The following is a 17754-nucleotide window of genomic DNA, read 5'->3' on the forward strand; positions in this document are numbered from 1 at the left end:
CCCGCACGCAGCACCCGCGACGTGCCGAAACGTACAAGACATGCGGATCGGCACGAGGCAGAATCCGCCGTCGCCCAGACTCGCGGACTCTTCGCCATGCAGGACCTCACCCAGGGATCGGTGCCCAGGCATCTCGCACGGCTCGCCGCACCGATCGCGATCGGCATGCTGTTCCAGACACTCTATGTGCTGGTCGACCTGTTCTTCGTCGCGAAGCTTGGCGACAGCGCGATCGCCGGAGTCGGTGCAGCAGGCAACGCGCAGTTTCTCGTGATGGCGCTGACCCAGGTGCTCGGTGTCGGCACGATGGCGCTGATCGCGCAAGCCGTTGGTCGAAAGGACCAGGCCGACGCGAATCTGATCTTCAACCAAAGCCTGCTGATCGCGGCAGCAAGTGCACTCGCCACCCTTGTCGGAGGCTACGCGCTCACTGGCGTCTACATGCGTGGTTTGGGCGCCGATGCCGGCACCATTGCGGCCGGCACCGAGTACCTGCACTGGTTTCTTCCCGGGCTCGCGCTGCAGTTTGCGCTGATCGCGATGGGTTCGGCATTGCGCGGAACCGGCATCGCGAAGCCAACGATGATCGTGCAGATGCTCACCGTCGTCCTCAATGCGGTGCTCGCGCCAATCCTCATCGCCGGATGGCTGACCGGCAAGCCGCTCGGTGTGGCGGGCGCGGGACTCGCCAGTTCGTTGTCGATCGGCGTGGGCGTGGTGCTGATATTCCTTTACTTCGTGCGCCTCGAAAAGTATGTCGGTTGGGATCCGGCCATGTTCCGTGCGCGCCTCACTGTATGGAAGCGCATCCTGCGCATCGGCTTGCCGCCTGGTGGTGAATTCGCGTTGATGTTTGTCTATCTCGCGGTGATCTATTGGGTCATCCGCGCATTCGGTGCAGAAGCGCAGGCAGGCTACGGCATCGGATCGCGCGTGATGCAGGCGATCTTCCTGCCCGCAATGGCCGTTGCGTTCGCGGTTGCGCCGCTGGCCGGGCAGAATGTCGGTGCCGGCAACAACGCACGCGTGCGCGAGACCTTCCGCGCGGCCGTGATCCTCGGAAGCGGCTTGATGTTCGTGCTGACACTGTTTTGCCAATGGCGACCGGAATGGTTGATCCACGGGTTCACCTCCGATCCCGCAGTCATCGCCACCGGCGGTGAATTCCTTCGGATCATTTCGTGGAACTTCGTCGCATCGGGTTTGATCTTCACCTGCTCGGGAATGTTCCAGGCGGTCGGCAACACACTGCCTGCACTTCTGAGCAGCGCATCGCGCCTGCTGACGTTCGTTGGCCCGGCGATCTGGCTCTCGCATCGGCCGGGGTTCGAACTTCGACAGCTGTGGTTCCTGTCAGTTGCAACCGTCGCGCTGCAGGCGCTGCTCAGCCTGTGGATGCTGCGCGGGGAATTTCGCAAGCGTCTGCCGGCCGGAGCGCAAGGGGTCGTCGCCTGATCGCCGATGGCGGGGGATGCTGGATCTCACGTCGGCCAGGATACCTTGCCATACCTGCCACCCGCCCGACGACCGTTGCGCGATCGATTCACAGCCGCGTGAATCCGTAACGGGTTTCGACCCGTATACATCCGCGAGCGCGCACGCGGTGTGCAATGGATTGCGCTCCGATCGCGACCTTCCGGCAACGACGCCGGAACGAGTGGATCGCTTCAAAAGATCCGGTGCGGAGCATGGGTCCTCCCTCCCGTGGGTCCACACGCCGCACCGGATCGTTTGATTCAGCCACGTCGCATCGCGTCCCGATCGTCAACGCAACGAACAGACAGGAACATCGTCGGCATGAAAACGGTTTTGATCACCGGTGGCAGCGGAGGCGTTGCAACGGCGCTCGCTGCTCTCCTGCGTGACAACGGTTGGCGGATCGTGCGGGTCGGGCGACGGATGAGTGCCGAACCTGCATCGGACAGTGTGACCGCGATCGAAGCAGACGTTTCCACCGAAGCGGGGGCCCTTCACGCGATCGAGTCTGCATCCGACGCCCTCGGCACTCCGCCGTTTGCACTCGCGCACTGTGCAGGCAGCAGCTTCATCGGCTCGATCGAACGCACCAGCGAACTGGACTACCGGAGCGTGATGGCAGCGAACCTCGATAGCGCGTTCTTCACGTCGAAGGCCTGGGTTGCCTCGCTTGCCCGGAAAGGACTGCCTGGAAGCGCGGTGCTTTTCAGTTCGGTGGTGGCCGCCCGCGGCGTCGCGAATCATGCCGCCATCGCCGCCGCAAAGGCAGGCGTGGAATCGCTCGTCCGCTCGCTCGCCGCCGACTATTCAGCGAAGGGAATTCGCTTCAACGCGATCGCGCCAGGATTGATGAGGACGCCGATGACGACACGCATGCTCGCCACCGAGCGGAGCGTGCAGCAGGCCGCGGCACAGTATCCGCTGGGCCGACACGGCGAGGCCGCGGATGCTGCGGCACTCGCCGGGTTCCTGTTGTCGGATGACGCCGCGTGGATCACCGGGCAGGTGATCGGGGTGGATGGTGGATTCAGCGCCGTGCGCCCACTGGTCAGAGTCACGCCCCCTTCGAACGGTTAGGCACTCGCACAGCGTGAAGAAGCCCGAAATGATGTCCTGTTTGTTGAACACGTGCGCTTCGCCGAGTGAATTGGATGCGCAATCCACAACGGATTCGTCGAATGCCGATTTCTCGCCGCGGCAAGACGGACCGGGCGGCAATCACGCATCCGGTCGCCTCGCGCCACTGGAGGACTGGGAGCACTATTACTGATCGGGCAGGAACGTTGGCGCCGCGATCAAACCGCCCTCCCCGCTCGAAGAAAACTCATATCTAGATCCCCCAGACAGTCGTCTGATGTTTACTGGCGCCACGGACGCACGGCAGCACCCCCGAAGATGGCGTGCTGACGCATCTCGGGCTGGAACAAGCGGTATAGCATCCGGGGATCGTTCGCGCTGGCCGCCTCGAGCGCCGCCAGATGGTCGGGCGACAACGCGAGCGACAGGGCACCGATATTGTCGACCACCTGGACAGAGCGACTGGCGCCCATCAGCGTCGATGAAATGCCCGGGCGACCCGTCACCCACGATAACGCGACACGGGACGGACTTTGTCCCAGCTCCACCGCAATGGTCTTCACCACTTCCACGATGTGCCAGTTGCGCTCGGTGAAGAGGCTGTCACCAAACGGGTTCGCACCGTTGAGCCGTTTGTCGTCGGCAGGTCGCATCGCACCGGAAACCGCAGCATCACGCGGGAGCCCGGACGCCCGCGGATCGCCCGCCTCCACCACGCTGCGATTGTATTTGCCGGTCAGTAGTCCGAAAGCAAGTGGACTCCACGGTACAAATCCCATGCCAAATTCGTTCGCCACCACGAGGTGCTCATCCTCGACATCACGATTGACCAGCGAATAAAAATACTGAAGTGCGATCGGAGCAACCGTGCCTCGAACTGCGGCCAGCGTTGCGAGCTTGGCGACGAACCACGCCGGCGCATTGGACACGCCCCAGTAGCGAACCTTTCCGGAACGGACCAGCGTTGTCATTGTTTCGAGGATTTCTTCCGCGGGTGTCACCGAATCCCAGACGTGCAACCAGAAGAGGTCGATATGGTTTGTCCGCAGCCGACCGAGTGAACGCTCGATCGACGCATGCAGATGCCGCGCTCCATTGCCTCCCGCATGCAGCCCCTGACCCGAGGCGAATCCGGCCTTGGTCGCAACCACCATCTGATCACGCAGGCCACGGTCGGCGATGAACTGCCCCACCATCTCCTCGCTGCGGCCGTCAGCATAGACGTCCACCGTATCGATGAAGTTTCCGCCAGCATCGACGTAGGCATCGAAGATCTCCCGCGACGCCGCTTCGTCCGACCCCCACCGTTCTGTTCCGAACGTCATGGTGCCGAGCGCGAGTGGGCTGACGACGAGGCCGGATCGGCCCAGTGAGCGGTAGTTACGAAGAGACATGGTTTATTCCATAGTGATCGATACGTATCTTACACCCGCCGTTGAATCGGCACGCAGTTGGTTTCATAGTGTTCGGTATGAAACAGGATTCAATGAGGATTGCGCGAAAACCAGGCCGTCCGCTGTCGTTCGACAGGAACATCGCGCTCGATCAGGCGATGCGTCTGTTCTGGCAGAGCGGCTACGAGGGAACGTCGCTTGGCGCGCTCACCAAGGCGATGGGGGTGACTGCGCCAAGCATCTATGCAGCGTTTGGAGACAAGAAGCAGTTGTTCCTCGAAGCGGTCTCCCGCTACGTGTCAGGGCCGGTGACTGCGCAAACGCTGATCGACGACGCGCCCGATGCGCACGCAGCGGCCACCGCCCTGCTGCGTACATCGGCCATCGGATTCACGGGCGCCTCGACACCGCGAGGTTGCTTGCTGGCGACGTCCACCATCAGTTGCTCACCCGCTGCGGCGGACGTACAGCGTCAGTTGGCGGTCATTCGAAAGAAGATCGAAGCACGCATCAAGGAAAAAATCGCCGACGATGTCCGCAAGGGCGTGCTGCCCTCGGGCGTCGATGCGGATGCCCTTGCCGGCTTTGTGATGGCAACGATCCAAGGACTTTCCACGCTTGCGCGCGATGGTGCGAGGCGCGAGAAAATACTTCGCGTCGCGGAAGCGGCGATGGCCGCATGGCCGCATCGGTGACCGTCCGATAGTTGCCCACGACAAAGCACCCGCTGATCGAAATCAGCGGGCGCTTCAACGTCCGTTGAATCGTTACATAGTGCAGTTCGATCGACGAGAGCGATCGGTTCCCGTTACGGCATCAGAACCTTGTCGACGACATGGATCACGCCGTTCGACTGCAGTACGTTCGCGGTCGTGATGTCCGCCTTGTTGCCCTTGCTGTCGACGACGACCCATGCGTTGCCCGACTTCATCACCTTCAGCGACTCACCCTGCACCGTCTTCAGTTCAGCGGTGCCGCCCGACTTCATCGCAAGCGCCTCGATGTCCTTGGACGTCAGGTGACCCGGCACAACGTGGTAGGTGAGGATCGCGGTGAGCTTGTCCTTGTTTTCCGGCTTCAGCAGCGTGTCCACCGTCCCTGCGGGCAACGCATCGAACGCCGCGTTGGTCGGCGCGAAGACGGTGAACGGCCCCGTTCCCGACAGCGTTTCAACGAGGCCAGCGGCCTTGACGGCAGCAACGAGCGTCGTGTGGTCCTTCGAGTTGACCGCATTCTCGATGATGTTCTTTGTCGAATACATCGGTGCGCCGCCGACCGTGACGGTCGTTTCCTTGCCCATCGAGCCCATGCCTGCGGCAAACGTGGTCGATGCGCATCCGAAGGCCAAGGCAGTGGCGGCAATGGCGAGGGTCAGTCGATTCTTGAACAGGTTCATGTGCATCTCCGTAAATGTGGGTGGTTCCAGACTGGGAACAGCGACAGATACGAAGCGCACTTCGGAACGGATTCAACATCGGCGCAATCGCTTTGATTCCGTTCACTTGCGCGTCACAATGAGAGCGTGAAGTCGGAAGGCGCCTACGGCCATATCTGGAGAGTCGTTGTGCATTTGATTCCACCCTTCGTCGCCGGATCGCGCGCAGCAGGAGTTTGCGATGCCTACCTTGTGGTCGTGTCTCATTGTCGGGTTCGGCGGCGCACTCGGCACCATCGCGCGTTACCTTCTTTCATTCGCCGGGCTGTCAATCAGCCGCGAGTTACCGATCGCCACCATTCTGATCAACGTGATCGGCTCGTTCCTGATTGGATTCGTCGGCACGCTGACCCTCGCCGACGGCAGATTTCCGGCGTCGGAGAATGTGCGGATCTTCATGATGGTCGGGGTTTGCGGGGGCTACACCACGTTCTCGGCATTCAGCCTGCAGACGCTCGACCTGCTGCGATCGGGCGCGGTCGTGCGTGCGTTGATCAACGTGGTCGCGTCTGTTGTTCTGTGCATCCTCGCGGTCGCACTGGGGCATTGGATCGCTTCGCGTTGGCGCGGCGGAGATTCCCGAATGGTGCAGGTGGCGATCGAAGGTGAATCCGCGATTGCAGAAGTGCAGCGCGTTCGTGGACCGTCGCGCTCGATTTAGAGTGCAACAAACGATGCGACAATTCGCGCATCCCGTTGGGAGTTTGGTTCGATCGTCCGTGCCATGATGACGTGGCAGGATATTCAGGAAATGAGCGTGATCCATCTTGCCGACGCACGAGCACGATGTGCGCGACAACCAACCGGGCGGATGCAGAAGTGCCGGAATTGTGCTCGATGATCCCGTTCGCCGCTCGCACCGGCTCTCGAGGCGGTTCAACCGTGAAGTTGGCGACGCCCAATCGCAACGCATCCTCGAACAACCGCCCTGTGTGGATGCGGGAGGTCGAAGGTGACTCTCCTCAGCGACGTGCGTTGGGCGTGTCGCTCCGCTCGTTCGCGGTGACCGCTTCGCTTGCTCTCACCGCGTGTGGTCACGGGGTGCTCAATCCACGCGGTCCAGTCGGCACCGCGGAAAAAACCATCCTCATCGATTCGCTCGCGATCATGCTGTCGATCGTGATTCCAACGATCGTCGCACTCGTCGGAATCGCCTGGTGGTTCCGTGCGTCGAACAACAAAGCGCGCTACCGACCTGACTGGGAATTCTCCGGACAGATCGAGCTCGTCGTATGGGCGATCCCATGCATGGTGATCATTCTTCTCGGGGGCGTGACGTGGCTCGGCTCCTACGCGCTCGACCCCGCAAAGCCATTGGCGTCGACGAAACAGGCGCTCGAAATCCAGGTCGTTTCGCTCGACTGGAAGTGGCTGTTCATTTATCCGGAACAAGGCGTCGCTGCGCTCAACGAGCTGGTGATTCCAGCCGCCACGCCGCTGCATTTCTCGCTGACGTCGGCCAGCGTGATGAACGCGTTCTTCATTCCGCAGCTCGGTAGCATGATCTACACGATGAACGGGATGGTCACGTCGCTGAACCTGCAGGCCGATGAACCTGGAACGTTTGCCGGCCTGAGTTCGCACTACAGCGGCGAAGGATTCTCCGACATGCACTTCGAGACGAAAGCCGTCACGCAGGATGACTTCGACCATTGGATCGCTGCGACGAAACGTGACGGGGTTGCGCTCGACGAGCCACGCTACGCGACGCTGTCGCGCCAGTCGATCGACGATCCGGTGATGCTGTTCGGTTCGGTCGAGCCGACGTTGTTCCACAAGATCGTCATGCTGGGCGTTCCCGCGGGACCCGGTCCGGAGATGGCCGTCGACGGCATTTCTTCTGCCCCACACGCGGAGCACTGACATGTGGGGAAAACTCAGCTGGCAGGCAATTCCGTTCGACCAGCCGATCGTCATGGTGGCGTCCGGCATCGTCGCACTCGGCATCATTGGCGTTCTCGGCTGGGTGTTTGCCAAGGGCCATTTCCCCTACCTCTGGAAGGAGTGGCTCACCAGCGTCGACCACAAGCGGATCGGCGTGATGTATGTCCTTCTCGCGATGGTCATGCTTCTGCGCGGATTCGCCGATGCGCTGCTGATGCGTTCCCAGCAGGCGCTCGCGTTCAACGCTCCCGGTTACCTGCCGCCCGAACATTACAACCAGATTTTTTCGGCGCACGGCACGATGATGATCTTCTTCGTCGCGATGCCGTTCATGATCGGGCTGATGAATTTCGTCGTGCCGCTGCAGCTTGGCGCGCGTGACGTCGCGTTTCCGACGTTGAACTCCGTCGGATTCTGGCTGACCGCGACGGGCGCGTTGCTGGTCAACATCTCGCTCGTCGTCGGCGAATTCGCACGCACCGGCTGGCTGCCCTACCCCCCTCTGTCGGAACTGGCCTATTCGCCCGGCGTCGGCGTCGACTATTACCTGTGGGCGCTTCAGATATCGGGCGTCGGAACCCTCCTTTCCGGAGTGAACCTCGTCACCACGGTACTCAAGGTACGCGCTCCCGGCATGACGTATCTGCGCATGCCGATGTTCTGCTGGACCACGCTTGCATCGAACCTGCTGATCGTCGCCGCGTTTCCGATCCTCACCGCGACGTTCGCGATGCTCCTGCTCGACCGCTATCTCGGCTTTCACTTCTTCACCAACGAAGCCGGCGGCAACGTGATGATGTTCATGAACCTCATCTGGGCGTGGGGGCATCCCGAGGTGTACATCCTCGTTCTTCCCGCATTCGGCATTTTCTCCGAAGTGTTCGCGACGTTTTCCGGCAAGCCATTGTTCGGCTACCGATCGATGGTTGCGGCGACGATGGCGATCTGCATCCTCGCGTTCATGGTCTGGCTGCACCACTTCTTCACCATGGGCGCGGGCGCCAACGTCAACGCGATCTTCGGCATCGCAACAATGATCATCGCGGTGCCGACCGGCGTGAAGATCTTCAACTGGCTGTTCACGATGTACGGCGGCCGCATCGTGTTCTCGGTGCCGATCCTGTGGGCGCTCGGCTTCATGGTGACGTTCCTGATCGGCGGCATGACAGGGGTGTTGCTCGCGGTGCCGCCGGCGGACTTCGTGCTGCACAACAGTCTTTTCCTCGTCGCGCATTTCCACAACGTGATCATCGGCGGCGTGCTGTTCGGCGCGTTTGCCGGCTACACCTACTGGTTTCCGAAGGCGTTCGGATTCCGACTGCACGAAGGGCTCGGCAAGGCCGCGTTCTGGTTCTGGACCACCGGCTTCTACTGCGCATTCATGCCGCTCTACTGGCTTGGCCTCGAAGGAATGACAAGGCGTCTTCAGCATTACGAAGTGGCGGCGTGGCGACCGTGGGTCCTGCTGGCCGCCTTCGGAGCGTTGCTGATCCTCGTCGGGATCGTGTTGCAGATCGTGCAGCTTGTCTACAGCATCCGGCATCGTGACACGCTGCGCGACGCCACCGGCGATCCGTGGAACGGCCGCTCGCTCGAATGGGCGACCGCATCACCGCCGCCACTGTTCAACTTCGCCGTGATTCCGGACGTGGAAGGCGAAGAGCCTTACTGGCACATGAAACAGCGCGCACGCGAACAGGCAGCGCCGGACGCCGAGCCGCCGTACGCCGCCATTGAAATGCCGCGCAACAGTGCGACCGGATTCATCTGCGCATTCTTCGCAACGATCATGGGCTTCGCGCTGATCTGGCACATCTGGTGGCTGGTCATCGTCGCTTTCGTCGGTGCGTTCGCGACCTTCGTGGTGCTCGCCTGGCGCGACGACCACGAGGAGATCATTCCGCGCGACATCGTCGTTTCCCTCGATCGTGCCAATCGGCACGCACGCAGCGAGGCAACGCGATGAGCGCGACAATGGCGTCGACCATGCCGAAGCACGACGGCAATCGACCACTCGCACAGAACATCACCGATCCGCACGCTCACGCCGCGGCGAAGCGCGTGGTGGTCGGCTACGGGTTCTGGATCTTCCTGATCAGCGACATCATCATGTTTGCCGCGTTTTTCGCGACGTACGCGGTGCTCACTGACGCGACCGCCGGCGGGCCACGCGGGCGCGATCTGTTCGAACTCCACACGGTCGCGATTGAAACCGCCTGCCTGCTGACGTCGAGCCTCTTTTGCGGGCTGGCCGGCATCGGCGCGCAGTACGGAAACCGCCGGCTGTTCCATTGCGCGATGGTTGCGACGTTTGTTCTCGGCGCCACTTTTCTCGGACTCGAGATCCACGAGTTCACCGGCCTGATCGAGGCCGGCGCAGGACCGGACCGGAGCGCTTTTCTATCCGCATTCTTCGCCCTGATCGGGTGCCACGGCCTCCACGTCACCGCCGGATTGCTGTGGTTGCTGACGATGATGGCGCAAGTGGTCGCCAAGGGTTTCCGTGACGATGTGCTCCGCCGCATCCTGTGCTTCGGCCTGTTCTGGCACACCCTCGACATCATCTGGGTCGCCCTCTTCAGCCTCGTCTACCTGGTCGGTATCAGCCAATGAACCTGCATGGAATGTCTGCAGACGCATCGCCCCATGACGACGTCGCGCCAGGCGACGAACACGACGCGGGCGGAATACGCAAAGCGGTGACCGGTTACCTGATCGGCTTCGCGCTCGCAACGCTGCTGTCGGTGATGTCGTTCTACATTGCCCGAAGCACGCTGGTGTGGGCGCCGAGCATTCCGATTGCGCTGTCCGTCCTGGCGATCGCCCAGATGGGCGTACACCTGGTGTTCTTCCTGCACATCACATCCGGACCCGACAACGTCAACAACGTCCTCGCGCTCGCCTTCGGCCTGCTGATCGTGATGCTGCTGGTCTTCGGATCGCTGTGGATCATGACCCATCTCAACCATTCCATGCTGCCGATGGACGAAATCATCAATCGACAACGCTGACCATCGAAACGGACGAGAGTCCGCGCTGCGGCGACACCCGTCAACGCTCGCTGCGCGGACATCACGCCGCATTGTTCCTGCGATCAACCGAAACAGGCGACACCGCGACGATGCGCGGTGTCGCTCATCGTCAGGGGCTCATCAGGAGAGCGCGCTGATCGAGTCGAACGGCATCGCCTGCGCGCCGATTGCCGTCATGCGGCTTTCCAGCGTCTCGACATCGTCCGCCTCGATATCGACAACGATCAGGATGGCACCGGCAGCGATTTCCTTCTCGAAGGCCTGGCGAATCGGATTGGGTACCGAAGCGCCGGCGAGTGAGGCTGAAAACGTGCCCACCAGGCCTCCAGCGGCAGTCAACAGACCCGCGCCGGCAATGGTCATTCCGATCGGCGGAAACGCGAGCGCAACCAGACCTGCGACCAATCCGGTGACGCCGCCGCCGACGGCACCGCGCAACGCTGCCGGGATCATGTCCGTGGTGGCGTCGACGCGGTCCGGCGGGATCTCTTCCATCTCGATGTCGTGCCGCGCAATCAGCAGCACGTCATCGTCTCCGGCACCGGCCGCGGTCGCTTCCGCGATTGCCTGACGTGCCATCGGCATCGTTTCGACCTTGAATACTTTTCTGTGCTTCATGCAGCTTCCTCTGAAGTGATCGGCGTTGCCGCGGGCATTTGAGCGGGAGACCTGATTTTAGCGTCATCGCCGAAGCGCGTCGCCAGACGTGGCGTTCAGCCACACGATATTCAGACAACGCGCGCCGTCCACCCAACACGCGCTGAACGTCACCGACGGACGGCCGCGTAGGCGCGCTGTTTCAACGACGCGGCTGCGCCTTCACGCCAAGCTCGTGGCCCGAACAATCCGCAGTTCTATCGGTTGAACGCTGCGCTTCAATGAGGCGCGGCTTCCTCCGTACAATCAACACGAATGCCGATCCCGTCCGGGGTCGTCGGGAGCGGAATGCCGGATGCCTTCAGGACCGACCATGCAGGAACGCCAGGCCATGCTGGCGCGGTTGCTGCCGTTGTCCGCATCCGAGCGCACGGCGTATGTGCAAACACTGTCCGGAACCGACGCCTCGATTGCCACGCGGGCAGCAGACGCACTTGCGCTTGCAGAGGAAGATGGGGGATTCCTCGAACGCCCGTTGCTGGTTTCCCAGCGCGACATCGCCAGTGTTCCGGCATTCGAGGCGGGGCGCCTGATCGGAGACTATCGGCTCATCACTCCGATCGGCAGTGGCGGCTCCGCCGAAGTGTGGCTCGCCGAGCGCGTGGCCGGCGGCTTCGAACAACGTGCCGCCGTGAAACTGCTGCACGGCCGGCATCCCGAGCTTGCGACGCGTTTCGGCAACGAGCGGAAGATTCTGGCGAGTCTCGAGCATCCCGGCATCGCACGCCTCTATCACGGCGGCTTCGACGCCGAAGCCGGCGCGTACATGGTGATGGAATATGTCGAAGGTCAACGCCTGACCGAGTACTGCGACGCGAGCCGACTGTCCCTCGAACGGCGCCTCGACCTGTTCCTGCAGATCTGCGACGCGGTGGCCTACGCGCACACCCGACTGGTGGTGCATCGCGATCTGAAACCAACCAATATCCTGGTGACGGCCGAGGGACGCATCAAGCTGCTGGACTTCGGCATCGCGAAGATCCTCGATCCAGGAACACTCGCGGGCGACACGCAGACACTGCAGCTGTCGCCCGGATATGCGTCGCCCGAACAGCTCAGTGGAAATCTTGCGACGACGGCGTCGGACGCGTACTCGCTGGGAATCATCCTGTTCGAATTGCTGACCGGCGTACTGCCCTGGCCCGAAAGCCAGACTCCGCTCGGCATCGCAGCCGAACGGCTGGTGCGCGAATCGGTGCGCGTGCCGAGCAGGATCGCCGCGACGACAGCAGGGATCCCGTCGAGAGTCCTCGCGGGCGATCTCGACGCAATCGTCGCGCGCGCACTGCGCTCGGAACCCGCCAGCCGCTATGCCGATGCGCGCGCGCTTGCAGAAGACGTGAAGAACCATCTCGAGCATCGTCCCGTGCGCGCGCGGGCGGGTGCCGGTGCGTACGTCGCCCGGCGATTCGTGCGTCGACACTGGCTGCCGATCGCGGCTGCGTCAGCACTCTTCGGCATGCTGCTGACGAGCGTGTTCCTGGTCGCGTCGCAAGCGCGGCGCGCGGAGCTCGAGGCCCGCCATGCCACCGCCGTCCAGGGGTTCATGCTCGACCTCTTTCGCGCCAACCGCAGTCGTCAGCCCGATCCGGTGAAAGCGCGGCAGACACCGGTACGCGAACTGCTCGACATCGGCGCGGAGAAGGTCACGAGCTCGCTCGCGGACGCACCCGACGCGCGGCTGCGACTGCTGCGTGTCTTCGGCGATCTCTACCACGACCTTCAATTGCGCGACGAGGAACTGCGACTCCGCCGCGCCGCCGCGGAACTCAGCGCAACGCTCCACCCGGACGATGCGCAAGAGCGCGTGCCGGACCTGCTCGCGCTGGCCGATGTGCTGCGATCGTCCAAGGCGATGGAGGAAACGCAACCGACGCTCGACACCGCCGGGCGCCTTCTCGACGCGTCGCCGCAGTCGTCGCCGGAACTGCGCGGCAGATATCTGCTGCAACTGGCGGAGCATCTGCAGACGATCGATATTCCGCGCGCCCATTCGCTTGCACTGGAGGCGGTGGCGCTGTTCGATTCGCTGCCGGCGTCTTCGCAATCAGCCGAAGCGTATTATCTGGTCGGTCTGACAGCGGGTTATCTGCATCGCAACGAAGAAACCATCGCTGCGTACCGGACGTCGATCGCACGGTCCACCGAGGTTGACGGACCTGTCAACCCGGATCTGGTGATCACCAATTACCAGCTCTCGCTGACTCAAGCCTTGATGCTCCGCTACGACGATGCGGCCGCGAGTGCCGCCGAATCGCTGCGTCAGGCGCTCGCGATCAACGGCGAGCAGCATGTCTTTGCGATCCGGGCACACATGCAGATCGCAATGGTGCTGAAAGAGACGGGACATCCGGTACAGGCAGCGACCGAGCTGTGCAATGCGCGGGACAGGGCCGTGCAATTGCTGGGCGCCGACGAGCCCTTCCACGTGCGCACCGCCAACGAGCAGTGCGGAGGCGCCGAGGGGGCGGAAGGAGATCTCGAAAATGGCGAGCGCGACTTGCAGGCCTCCGTTGCATCGATCGAGCGACATCGGCCCAATGATCTTTCCGTGTCTTCAGCGATCGACCAACTGGCCGACGTGTGGATCGACCTCGGCAACCGCGCGTCGGCGGAACAGGCTCTCGAACGTGCACGCACGATCCGTCAGCGGGCCGGCTCGCCGCCCAATCGCCTGAATTCCCTGCTGCGCATACGGCTCGCGATCGATGCGGGGAAGATCGAAGAAGCACGCTCGATCTTTGCCAGTGACCTGCGGGGCGAACAGACACCATCCAATTGGCTGGTGCCGATCCAGGACTCACTTCTTCGCGCACGCATCGAACTGGCGGATGGCAATAACAAACGCGCAATCGAATTTGCATCGCACGCACGGATCGAGGCCCTTGCGACACCGACCGCGAAGCACATTGCGCTCACGATCGCCGAAGCCCAATTGCTCGAAGGCGTGGGCAGGCTGCGCGACGGCGACCCGGCATCGGCGGTTCCACTGCTGCAGGATTCGCTTGCGATGCGCGAGGAGCGCCTGCTTCCGATCAGTCCGAAGATCGCGGAAGTGGCGATGCCGCTGGAGCAGGCACTGCGCGCGCTGCAGCGTCCGAAGGACGCCGACCTCGCACATGCGAAAGCTGTCGTTGCATGGCGTGCGCATCCGAACCTGTCACCGCGCTATCTCCCCGCAGATGCAATCGCGTCCGCCAGACTTCGTCAGACATCGGGGTCGAGCACGCCGTAGAGCATTGCCTTCGCCATCGTCCAGTCGCGTTGAACGGTTCGTTCGCTGATACCGAGTGCCATCGCGGTCTCGCTGTCGGAATAACCTGCGAAGTAACGACACTCGACCAACCGAGCCAGCCGCGGTGATTGCTGCTCCAGCGCAACCAGAGCGTCATCCAGCGCGACCACCTGCTCGTCCGTTTCCGCGAGGATTTCCACGTCCGTGATGTCCAACGGCACTTCACCCGCGCCGTTCTTCAGTCGCATGCGTGAACGGGCGTGCGACACGAGCACCTGACGCATCGCCAATGCCGCCGTATTGAGAAAATGCGCGCGGCTCTGGAACGACGACTGACGCGCCAGTTTCAGATACGCCTCATGCACCAGTGCGGTGGTGCCGAGCGTATCGGACGGACGCGCACCATAACGGCGCTCCCTGCGCGCGAGCCGGATCATGTCGGCATACAGCACCTGCGCAAGCAGCGACACCTCGTCGACCATCGGTGCCTCGACAGGTGTTGGAGCGGCCATGTCGGACGGCTCGTCGTTCGCGCTCATCGGCGACCGCCATCGCGCCGTTGCACGTTCAGAGCCCGCCGTACGGAGATGCGATGGGTCATGGGCGCATTGTAATCGGATTGGGATCAATCCCTCGCCGACGATTTGCTTCGCCTTCGCCAGCTCGAATGCGTGTGGTGAAACGTGACCCGTCTGCCAACCGATGGCGTGTAGGCTGGGAGCCAGCATTCCTTTCACGGCGCCACGATGGCTCATCCCGTTCGGGACGTTTCATCCATTCTCGCGTTGGCCCGCAGCAAGCGCGCGGCCTCGAACGCTGCATGGATTGTGCTCTTGCTCGCGGTCTTCCATTTTCTATGGGTGAACTACCAGAAGTACGCAGACCTCGGCGGCCCTGCGTACCTTCTGTTCGTGACCCGACGTGAATGGCTGTGGGCGCATCTGGCTGGCGGCACGCTCACCGTGCTGCTGGGACCCTTCCAGTTCCTCAGCCAAGTTCGAATGTCGTATCCCGCGATCCACCGGTGGACAGGCCGCACGTACCTGCTCGCGATGCTGGTCGGTGCCGTGGGAGCCGCCGGACTGATCGCGACCACTCCGGCCGGCCCTGGAATACAGGTGGCATTCGCTGCGACCGAACTCGCATGGCTGTTCACGGCGCTGATGGGATTCACCGCAATTCGCAACAGGAAGCCGCAGGTGCACCGCCGATGGATGATCCGCAACTACATCGTCACCTTCGTCTTCGTCGCGTTTCGCGCGGCTCTGCTCGTTCCAGGCGTCATGACGCTCGGCCCACCCTCGGTGATGATCCCCGCGCTGCTCTGGATCAGCTGGGTCGTGCCACTTCTGGCCTACGAATGGTGGGCAGGTCGACAGGATCGGAGCACAGGCCGGGTCACAAAGGCCGCGCGCGCGTGACACTCCGCTCCATCCCGCTTTGCGGACCCCGCATCCGTGCAGCGCACAGGATCTCGACGCCGCATTGATCAGCACGGCGTCGCGCATGGCCTGCATTCGGCTCGGCGTGAACGCTCACTGCCGCGATGTCGAGGCGTCTCCATCGCGCACCATCGGCACTGTTACGCCGAAGATGGAGCCGCCGCCCGGCCGCGACTTGACGTCGATCGCGTGACCCAGCAATGCGGCAGTCCGCCCGACGATCCACAGCCCGAGCCCCAGGCCTTCGCTTTGCGGATCGGTTTGCGAGAACGCGTCGAACAGATGCGACGATTGCTGATCGTCGAGGCCGATGCCGTTGTCTGCCACGATGATCGTGAGCGAATCACGATGGCGCCGGACACCGAGCACCACGCGACCACCCGGCGCGTATTTCACCGCATTGCTGAGAAAGTTGCCGACGATGGTTGACAGCAGGATCGGATGACTCGACACCGCCGCGCTGGATCGCACGTACGAGAATCGCACCCGTTTCGCCGCGGCGGTTCGTGCCCAGACGCTGGCAAGATGATCGAGCACCTCGGCAATCGGAAACAAGGTCGCGTCAGGAGCACCTTCATCCGCCGTTGCGGCGGCAACGATCGCGTTGAATTCCGAGTCGATCTGTTCAAGCGCAGCCTGCGCTTTCTCCAGATGCGGCATACCGTCTGCGCCGATCGACTTGCCCATGCGGTGCAGCGCGTAGGACGCGGCGCGCAATGGTGTCTTCAGGTCATGTCCGAGACTCGCCATCAGGCGCTTTCGAAACTGCGCGGAGCGTTCTGCCGCGTGCAGCGATTTGCGCAACTCCAGCTGCGCCATTACCTGGCGGGCGAGCGCTCGCAGCGCATCACGCTGCTGGTCACTCAACTCGCGTGGAATCGTGTCGAGGACGCACACGGTGCCGAGCGACAGACCATCGGTCGTCAGCAACGGGGCTCCGGCGTAGAACCGCAACATCGGATTACCGACGACCAGCGGATTCTTCGCAAAGCGATCGTCCAGCAATGTGTCCGGGATCACGAACAGATCCGGCTGCAGGATCGCGTGCGCACAGATCGACGGCGCCAGCGGAGTTTCCCGCACACCGAGGCCGATCTCGCTCTTGAACCACTGCCGTCCCGAGTCGATGAAATTGACGACCGAAATCGGAACGTTGCAGATGTGTGCCGCGAGCCGCGTGATGTCGTCGAACGCACCCTCGGAAGCAGTGTCGAGAATTCCGTAACTGCGCAGCGCCGCGAGGCGGGCCGACTCGTTGACAGGAGTCGGCGGACACGTGGAAATCGACATCGGTGGCGGTCATCGGGAATGATGGACGCCATGCTAAGGCAATTGAACCGTGCCCGCACGGAGCTCGCGATCGATGCGCGAGGCCGCGGCAACGACATGCGCGGCCCGTATCGCATCGACGGGCGATGACCCACAACAATCAGTACCGCGACGCCATCGCCTCCAACGGTACCGGTCGGATCTTCGACGCCTGGCCCGCGCAACCGAACGCGATGAATCGCGCCTTGCAGATGTCGCGTGCCGCCGCGGTCGCCGCCTTGAGCGCCTTGCGCGGATCGAACTCGCTACGGTCGTCGCTGAAGGATTTCCGCATCGCGCCAGTCATCGCGAGGCGTATGTCGGTGTCGATGTTGACCTTGCGAACACCGCTCGCAATGCCACGCTGGATCTCTTCGACCGGTACGCCGTAGGTTTCCTTGATCTCGCCACCGTGCTCGCGAATGATCCTGAGCCATTCCTGCGGTACCGAGCTCGATCCGTGCATCACCAGGTGCGTATCGGGGATCTTCTGGTGGATCGCGCGGATGCGGTCCATGTCGAGGATGTCACCGGTCGGCTGGCGCGTGAACTTGTACGCGCCGTGCGACGTTCCGATCGCGATCGCGAGCGCATCGACCTTCGTGCGCTCGACGAAGTCGCGCGCCTGATCGGGGTCGGTCAGCAACATGTCGTGCGTCAGCTTGCCGGCGGCGCCAACGCCGTCTTCCTCGCCCGCTTCGCCGGTTTCGAGCGAGCCGAGGCAGCCGAGTTCGCCTTCGACCGAGACACCAATCGCGTGCGCCATGCGCGACACGAGGCTGGTCGTGTCGACGTTGTACTCGTAGCTCGCCGG

The 17754-nt window shown here is 62.8% G+C and carries 16 protein-coding genes; 10 read left to right on the top strand and 6 right to left on the bottom strand.

Going from position 1 to position 17754, the window contains the following annotated elements; all coding sequences use genetic code 11:
* The first annotated feature begins 96 nt into the window (after window positions 1-96).
* Window positions 97-1455: an MATE family efflux transporter gene (locus ABIV12_RS16060; protein ID WP_348061174.1), complete on the top strand. Its 1359-nt coding sequence runs from the start codon at window positions 97-99 to the stop codon at window positions 1453-1455.
* A 342-nt stretch (window positions 1456-1797) separates the two neighbouring features.
* Window positions 1798-2553, top strand: coding sequence for an SDR family oxidoreductase (locus ABIV12_RS16065; protein WP_348061176.1), 756 nt, complete (start codon window positions 1798-1800; stop codon window positions 2551-2553).
* Between the two features lie 281 nt (window positions 2554-2834).
* On the opposite strand, the gene ABIV12_RS16070 is transcribed toward ABIV12_RS16065, so the two are convergent.
* A complete protein-coding gene (locus tag ABIV12_RS16070; RefSeq protein WP_348061178.1) occupies window positions 2835-3947 on the bottom strand; it encodes an aldo/keto reductase in 1113 nt (370 codons plus the stop codon).
* 92 nt (window positions 3948-4039) lie between these two features.
* Between ABIV12_RS16070 and ABIV12_RS16075 the strand changes: the two genes are divergently transcribed.
* Window positions 4040-4642: a TetR/AcrR family transcriptional regulator gene (locus ABIV12_RS16075; RefSeq protein WP_348061180.1), complete on the top strand. Its 603-nt coding sequence runs from the start codon at window positions 4040-4042 to the stop codon at window positions 4640-4642.
* A 113-nt stretch (window positions 4643-4755) separates the two neighbouring features.
* On the opposite strand, the gene ABIV12_RS16080 is transcribed toward ABIV12_RS16075, so the two are convergent.
* The gene (locus ABIV12_RS16080) at window positions 4756-5256 is read right to left on the bottom strand and encodes a fasciclin domain-containing protein (RefSeq protein WP_348061211.1); all 501 of its coding nucleotides are present in this window, start codon (window positions 5254-5256) and stop codon (window positions 4756-4758) included.
* A 307-nt stretch (window positions 5257-5563) separates the two neighbouring features.
* Here ABIV12_RS16080 and crcB point away from each other — a divergent pair, with 307 nt between their 5' ends.
* From crcB to cyoD, 5 genes are all read left to right on the top strand, one after another.
* Window positions 5564-6043: a fluoride efflux transporter CrcB gene (gene crcB / locus ABIV12_RS16085; RefSeq protein ID WP_348061182.1), complete on the top strand. Its 480-nt coding sequence runs from the start codon at window positions 5564-5566 to the stop codon at window positions 6041-6043.
* A 221-nt stretch (window positions 6044-6264) separates the two neighbouring features.
* Window positions 6265-7245: a ubiquinol oxidase subunit II gene (gene cyoA, locus ABIV12_RS16090; RefSeq protein ID WP_348061184.1), complete on the top strand. Its 981-nt coding sequence runs from the start codon at window positions 6265-6267 to the stop codon at window positions 7243-7245.
* Between the two features lies 1 nt (window position 7246).
* Window positions 7247-9232, top strand: coding sequence for a cytochrome o ubiquinol oxidase subunit I (gene cyoB / locus ABIV12_RS16095; protein ID WP_348061186.1), 1986 nt, complete (start codon window positions 7247-7249; stop codon window positions 9230-9232).
* A complete protein-coding gene (locus ABIV12_RS16100; protein WP_348061188.1) occupies window positions 9229-9879 on the top strand; it encodes a cytochrome (ubi)quinol oxidase subunit III in 651 nt (216 codons plus the stop codon). Before cyoB ends, ABIV12_RS16100 begins: the two co-directional genes overlap by 4 nt.
* Window positions 9876-10277, top strand: a complete 402-nt coding sequence (gene cyoD / locus ABIV12_RS16105; RefSeq protein ID WP_348061190.1) for a cytochrome o ubiquinol oxidase subunit IV — start codon at window positions 9876-9878, stop codon at window positions 10275-10277. The genes ABIV12_RS16100 and cyoD overlap by 4 nt, the downstream gene beginning before the upstream one ends.
* 141 nt (window positions 10278-10418) lie before the next feature.
* Here the strand turns inward: cyoD and ABIV12_RS16110 are convergent, their stop codons facing one another.
* Window positions 10419-10916, bottom strand: coding sequence for a hypothetical protein (locus ABIV12_RS16110; protein WP_348061192.1), 498 nt, complete (start codon window positions 10914-10916; stop codon window positions 10419-10421).
* Window positions 10917-11268: 352 nt separating this feature from the next.
* On the opposite strand from ABIV12_RS16110, the gene ABIV12_RS16115 reads away from it, so the two are divergent.
* Complete coding sequence (locus ABIV12_RS16115) at window positions 11269-14190, top strand: serine/threonine-protein kinase (protein WP_348061197.1); 2922 nt, start codon at window positions 11269-11271, stop codon at window positions 14188-14190.
* Here ABIV12_RS16115 and ABIV12_RS16120 read toward each other — a convergent pair.
* Window positions 14163-14729, bottom strand: a complete 567-nt coding sequence (locus tag ABIV12_RS16120; protein ID WP_348061198.1) for an ECF-type sigma factor — start codon at window positions 14727-14729, stop codon at window positions 14163-14165. The two genes, ABIV12_RS16115 and ABIV12_RS16120, sit on opposite strands and share 28 nt — an antisense overlap.
* 294 nt (window positions 14730-15023) lie before the next feature.
* Here ABIV12_RS16120 and ABIV12_RS16125 point away from each other — a divergent pair, with 294 nt between their 5' ends.
* Window positions 15024-15611 carry a DUF2306 domain-containing protein gene (locus ABIV12_RS16125; RefSeq protein ID WP_348061200.1) on the top strand — a complete coding sequence of 196 codons (588 nt, stop codon included), beginning with the start codon at window positions 15024-15026 and terminating at the stop codon, window positions 15609-15611.
* 114 nt (window positions 15612-15725) lie between these two features.
* On the opposite strand, the gene ABIV12_RS16130 is transcribed toward ABIV12_RS16125, so the two are convergent.
* Together ABIV12_RS16130 and ABIV12_RS16135 are read right to left on the bottom strand one after the other, a co-directional pair.
* Window positions 15726-16922, bottom strand: a complete 1197-nt coding sequence (locus tag ABIV12_RS16130; protein WP_348061202.1) for a GAF domain-containing sensor histidine kinase — start codon at window positions 16920-16922, stop codon at window positions 15726-15728.
* Window positions 16923-17061: 139 nt separating this feature from the next.
* Window positions 17062-17754: class II fructose-bisphosphate aldolase (locus ABIV12_RS16135; protein WP_348061207.1), on the bottom strand; the 693-nt coding region annotated here is incomplete at its 5' end.

Origin of the sequence: Dokdonella sp. (assembly GCF_039926425.1) — a bacterium.
Taxonomy (GTDB): Bacteria; Pseudomonadota; Gammaproteobacteria; order Xanthomonadales; family Rhodanobacteraceae; genus Dokdonella_A.

What these genes read in the sequence shown, in the direction of transcription:
- ABIV12_RS16130 (WP_348061202.1), bottom strand. Translation starts at nt 16,922, where the DNA reads ATGTCGATTTCCACGTGTCCGCCGACTCCTGTCAACGAGTCGGCCCGC.
- ABIV12_RS16100 (WP_348061188.1), top strand. Translation starts at nt 9,229, where the DNA reads ATGAGCGCGACAATGGCGTCGACCATGCCGAAGCACGACGGCAATCGA.
- ABIV12_RS16120 (WP_348061198.1), bottom strand. Translation starts at nt 14,729, where the DNA reads ATGAGCGCGAACGACGAGCCGTCCGACATGGCCGCTCCAACACCTGTC.
- ABIV12_RS16060 (WP_348061174.1), top strand. Translation starts at nt 97, where the DNA reads ATGCAGGACCTCACCCAGGGATCGGTGCCCAGGCATCTCGCACGGCTC.
- ABIV12_RS16115 (WP_348061197.1), top strand. Translation starts at nt 11,269, where the DNA reads ATGCAGGAACGCCAGGCCATGCTGGCGCGGTTGCTGCCGTTGTCCGCA.
- cyoB (WP_348061186.1), top strand. Translation starts at nt 7,247, where the DNA reads ATGTGGGGAAAACTCAGCTGGCAGGCAATTCCGTTCGACCAGCCGATC.
- ABIV12_RS16065 (WP_348061176.1), top strand. Translation starts at nt 1,798, where the DNA reads ATGAAAACGGTTTTGATCACCGGTGGCAGCGGAGGCGTTGCAACGGCG.
- ABIV12_RS16110 (WP_348061192.1), bottom strand. Translation starts at nt 10,916, where the DNA reads ATGAAGCACAGAAAAGTATTCAAGGTCGAAACGATGCCGATGGCACGT.
- ABIV12_RS16070 (WP_348061178.1), bottom strand. Translation starts at nt 3,947, where the DNA reads ATGTCTCTTCGTAACTACCGCTCACTGGGCCGATCCGGCCTCGTCGTC.
- ABIV12_RS16075 (WP_348061180.1), top strand. Translation starts at nt 4,040, where the DNA reads ATGAGGATTGCGCGAAAACCAGGCCGTCCGCTGTCGTTCGACAGGAAC.
- crcB (WP_348061182.1), top strand. Translation starts at nt 5,564, where the DNA reads ATGCCTACCTTGTGGTCGTGTCTCATTGTCGGGTTCGGCGGCGCACTC.
- ABIV12_RS16080 (WP_348061211.1), bottom strand. Translation starts at nt 5,256, where the DNA reads ATGGGCTCGATGGGCAAGGAAACGACCGTCACGGTCGGCGGCGCACCG.
- cyoD (WP_348061190.1), top strand. Translation starts at nt 9,876, where the DNA reads ATGAACCTGCATGGAATGTCTGCAGACGCATCGCCCCATGACGACGTC.